4 protein-coding genes are annotated in these 4252 nt (G+C 70.6%); all 4 read right to left on the reverse strand.

Features of this window, described 5'->3' with window-relative positions; genetic code table 11:
- Positions 1 to 23: 23 nt before the first annotated feature.
- Positions 24 to 1292, reverse strand: coding sequence for a DUF445 domain-containing protein (locus tag AOK00_RS36025; RefSeq protein ID WP_055604303.1), 1269 nt, complete (start codon positions 1290 to 1292; stop codon positions 24 to 26).
- A gap of 12 nt (positions 1293 to 1304) precedes the next feature.
- Complete coding sequence (locus tag AOK00_RS36030; RefSeq protein ID WP_254047635.1) at positions 1305 to 2300, reverse strand: ABC transporter ATP-binding protein; 996 nt, start codon at positions 2298 to 2300, stop codon at positions 1305 to 1307.
- A 9-nt stretch (positions 2301 to 2309) separates the two neighbouring features.
- Entirely contained in the window at positions 2310 to 3086 is a 777-nt protein-coding gene (locus AOK00_RS36035) for an ABC transporter permease (RefSeq protein WP_079042380.1), read from the reverse strand.
- Positions 3087 to 3174: 88 nt separating this feature from the next.
- The gene (locus tag AOK00_RS36040) at positions 3175 to 3975 is read right to left on the reverse strand and encodes an ABC transporter permease (protein ID WP_055604306.1); all 801 of its coding nucleotides are present in this window, start codon (positions 3973 to 3975) and stop codon (positions 3175 to 3177) included.
- Positions 3976 to 4252: the final 277 nt, after the last annotated feature.

Genomic DNA, 4252 nt, shown 5'->3' on the forward strand with positions numbered 1-4252 from the left:
GCCCCGGACTCCGGTCCGCTCCCTCAGCCCCCCACCCCGTGGCTCACCGTGTAGATCAGCAGGCCTGCCAGCGCGCCGACCACCGTGCCGTTGATGCGGATGAACTGGAGGTCGCGGCCGATGTTCGCCTCGATCTTCCTCGACGTCTGCGTGGCGTCCCAGCCCGCGACCGTGTCCGTGATCAGGGACGTGATCTCGTGCCGGTACGTCGTGACCACGTAGGCCGCCGCGTCCTCCGCCCAGCCCTCCACCTTCATCTGGAGGCGGGTGTCCGTCGACAGGCGGTTGCCCAGGGAGATCAGGGACGCGCGGGTGCGGAGGCGGAGTTGGCTGCGGTCGTCCTCCGCCGCCGCGATGATCAGGTTGCGCACCGAGGACCAGGCCGAGGCGATGATGTCCTGGACCTCCGGGCGGGCCAGGAGGTCCGACTTCAGACGTTCCACGCGGGCCCGGGTGTCCGTGTCCGCCTGAAGGTCGGCCGCGAAGTCGGTCAGGAAGCGGTCGATCGCGCCACGCGCCGGGTGCGCCGGCATGTCCCGCATCTCCGTCACGAAGCGGAGGAGCTCCTTGTAGACGCGTTCGCCGATGCGCCTGTCCACGAAGCGGGGGGTCCAGCCCGGCGCTCCGCCCTGGACCGCGTCCATCACCGAGTCGCCGTGGGTCACCAGCCAGTCGTGCGCCCTGGTGCACACGAGGTCCACCGCCCGGTGGTGCGCCCCGTCCGAGACGATCTTCTCCAGCGTCTTGCCGAGGCCCGGCGCGATCTCCGCCGCCTCGGCCCGCCGGGTGATCGCCTCCCCCACGACCGCCTGTACGTCGGAGTCGCGGAGGACGGTGAGCGCGCCTCGGAGGGCTGTGGAGGCCTCCGCCGTGACCCGGTCCGCGTGGGCCGGGTCCGCCAGCCACTCGCCGAGGCGTTTCCCGACGCCCAGCGCCGCAAGCCTGCCCCGTACGACGTCGGCCGAGAGGAAGTTCTCTCCCACGAACTGGCCCAGCGACGCTCCCAGCTGGTCCTTCTTCGTCGGGATGATCGCCGTGTGCGGGATCGGCAGGCCGAGCGGGCGGCGGAAGAGGGCCGTCACCGCGAACCAGTCCGCCAGCGCGCCGACCATGCCGGCCTCCGCCGCCGCCGCGACATAGCCCGTCCAGGCCCCCCAGCCCGCGTTCTCCGCCCAGGTCGCCAGGGCGTAGATCACCGCCACGGCGAGCAGCAGCGCCGTCGCCAGCGACTTCATCCGGCGGACGCCTCTGCTCTTCTCCTCGTCCGCCGCCGTGTACGAAAAACTCACCATGGGCCTGACCTCCTACATCAGGGACTCCCGGCGCTCGTCCCGAGTTCCCCCGTACATCTTCGCGATCACCGTCTCGATGTCGGGTTCCCGCACCGAGAGGTCGATCAGTGGGTACGCGGCCGCCACCTCCGCCACCAGCGGGGCCGCCGATGCGGTGGCCGGGAAGGCGAGCCACTGGCGGGGGCCCTCCGAGCGTACGAAGCGGGCGCCCGGGACGTCGATCGGCGGCAGCTCCCGTTCCAGGTCCACCACCAGGAGCCGCTCGCTCTCGCCCACCGCGTGCAGGCCCGTCAGTTTCCCGTCGTACATCAGCCGCCCGTGGTCGATCACCATCACCCGGGAGCACAGCTGCTCGATGTCCGTGAGGTCGTGGGTGGTCAGGAGGACCGTCGTGCCCTGTGTGGTGTTGAGGTGGCTCAGGAACTCCCTCACCCTGGCCTTCGACACCACGTCCAGGCCGATCGTCGGCTCGTCCAGGTAGAGGACCTCCGGGTCGTGGAGGAGAGCCGCCGCGATGTCCCCGCGCATCCGCTGGCCGAGCGACAGCTGCCGGACCGGCACGTCGAGGAGCTCTCCCAGTTCCAGGAGTTCCACGCACCGGTCCAGGTTCTCCCGGAAGCGGGCGTCGGGGATGCGGTACATCCGGTGCATCAGCCGGTACGAGTCCTTCAGCGGCAGGTCCCACCAGAGCGTCGTCCGCTGGCCGAAGACCACCCCGATCCGTTGCGCCAGACGGGTGCGCTCGCGCGCCGGGTCGATGCCCGCGACCCGCAGCCGGCCACCGCTGGGGGTCAGGATGCCCGTCAGCATCTTGATCGTCGTCGACTTCCCCGCGCCGTTCGGGCCGATGTAGCCGACCATCTCGCCGCGCTCGACGGCGAAGCTGATGCCGTCGACGGCTCGTACCTCCTTCTTCTCGCGGCGGAGGAGGCCCGCCGCCTTCCGGCGGACCGTGAAGACCTTCTCCAGGTTCTCCAGTTCGATGAACGGCTCGATTCGCGACGCCACCTTCTGCCCTCAGCTTCCCGTCGATCGGTACGCACGGACCCCGGCCCGCCACGCAAGCCCCGCCACCCCGCAACACACCGCCGCCACCAGCGGCGACGCGAACGCCGCCCACTCCGGCACCCCCGCCGGGGCCGGCCGGTCCAGCACGTACAGCGCCGGCAGCCAGTTCACGAACGCCAGCGGTACGACGTACACCACACCCCGCACCAGGTCCTGCGCGAAGATCGTCGGCGGGTACTGCAGGAGGGTGTTCCCGCCGTACGTGAACGAGTTCGTCACCTCCGCCGCGTCCTGGATCCAGAACAGCGCCGACGCGCCGACGACCATCACCGCCCCGAAGATCACCGCCCCGCTCACCACCGCCACCGGCAGCAGCAGCACCTTCAGCGGCGTCCACGCCACGTCCAGCAGGCACAGGCTCCAGATCAGGACGAACAGCCCCTGCGCGACGCGGCCGAACCGCTTCAGCGCGAACTTGTCCCCGGCGATCTGCGCGAGCAGCGGCGCCGGGCGCATCAGGAACGTGTCGAGCGAGCCGTCCCTGACCCGCGTCCCCATCCGCTGGAGCGAGCCCATCGTGAGGTCCGCGATCCCGAAGGCCGTGCCCGCCGTCCCGTACAGCAGGGCGACCTCCGCGAAGGTGAAGCCGCCCAGACCTTTGACCTGACCGAACATCAGCAGGATCGCGACGAAGTCGAAGAACGTGACGCAGAAGTTCGTGAAGAGCGTGATCAGGAAGGACGCCCGGTAGGTCGTCGTCGAACGGATCCACATCCCCACGATCATCCGGTACGTCCGCCAGGAGTCGCCCAGGGCGCCGGGAGCGGGACCCGGGCCGTACGCGCCTCCGGGCCGCACGCGTGTACGCGTCACCTCAGCCACCCTGCACGACCACCTTCCGCGTCGCCGCCGCCTGCACCGCGCGGCCGGCGGCCAGCAGTACCAGCGCCCAGCCGCCCTGGAAGGCGTACGCCCCCGCCAGGCCCCAGCCCTGGTACTTCCCCAGGTAGACATCGGCCGGCACCTGGAGCAGCGACGCCCAGGGCAGGGCCCGCGCGACCTCGCCGAGCGCGCCCGGGAAGACGTTCAGCGGGAGCAGCATCCCCGAGAAGAACAGGCCGCCCAGCCAGGCCACCTGCACCACGCCCTGGCCGTCGAGCAGCCAGAACGCGCTCATCGCCACCACGTACCAGAGCGCGAAACCGACCGTCGAGCCGAGCGTCACCGCCACCAGGAAGGCGAGCCACGAGCCCGGTCCGGCCGGCAGGGTGAAGCGGAAGGCCAGCCAGCCGACCGCCATCGGGGCGACCCCGCGGCCGAGCAGCTGGTAGGCGGACCGGCCGAGGTCGGCCGAGAACCACCAGGTCTGGAGGTCGGCCGGGCGGTAGAGGTCGACCGCGATGTCCCCGGTCCTGATCCGCTCGATCAGCTCGTTCTCGAAGCCGCCGCCCATCATTCCGCAGACCGTGAGCAGGGCCTGTCCGATCCACACGTACGCGAGCGCGTCGTCCATCGAGTAGCCGCCGAGGTGCGGGCGCTCGTCCCAGAGGGCGATGTACGTGTACGACAGGACGACGCCGAAGACGGAGTTGGTGAACACCCCGGCCGCGGTCGCCACCCGGTAGGTGGCATGGCGCCGGAAGCCACCGGCGGCCACCGTCGCGTACAGCCGCAGCATGCGGCTTCTCCTCCTCAGTCCGTGAAGCACCGAAGTCCGTAAGGCGCCGAAGTTCGCAAAGAACCGGAAAACGCCGAAGCGCACGACCCTAGCGAAGGACGCCGTCGCGCCGCGAGCGGATTTCCCGTCACCTTCGGGTCGCATTCAGGAGTTTCGTCACCCAAGGGGCAATATGAGTTGCCATGCCCCCTTCCTCCGGTACGAGCGACTCCGACGCCCCCCGGCCGGCCCGCCCCACGGGCTGGGAGCCGAGGGACCCCACCCTCTCCACTCC

Source organism: Streptomyces aureus (assembly GCF_001418135.1).
GTDB classification, from domain to species: domain Bacteria; phylum Actinomycetota; class Actinomycetes; order Streptomycetales; family Streptomycetaceae; genus Streptomyces; species Streptomyces aureus_A.

Coding starts and splice junctions, on each gene's coding strand:
- AOK00_RS36035 (WP_079042380.1), bottom strand. CDS start 3,086: ATGATCGTGGGGATGTGGATCCGTTCGACGACGACCTACCGGGCGTCC.
- AOK00_RS36025 (WP_055604303.1), bottom strand. CDS start 1,292: ATGGTGAGTTTTTCGTACACGGCGGCGGACGAGGAGAAGAGCAGAGGC.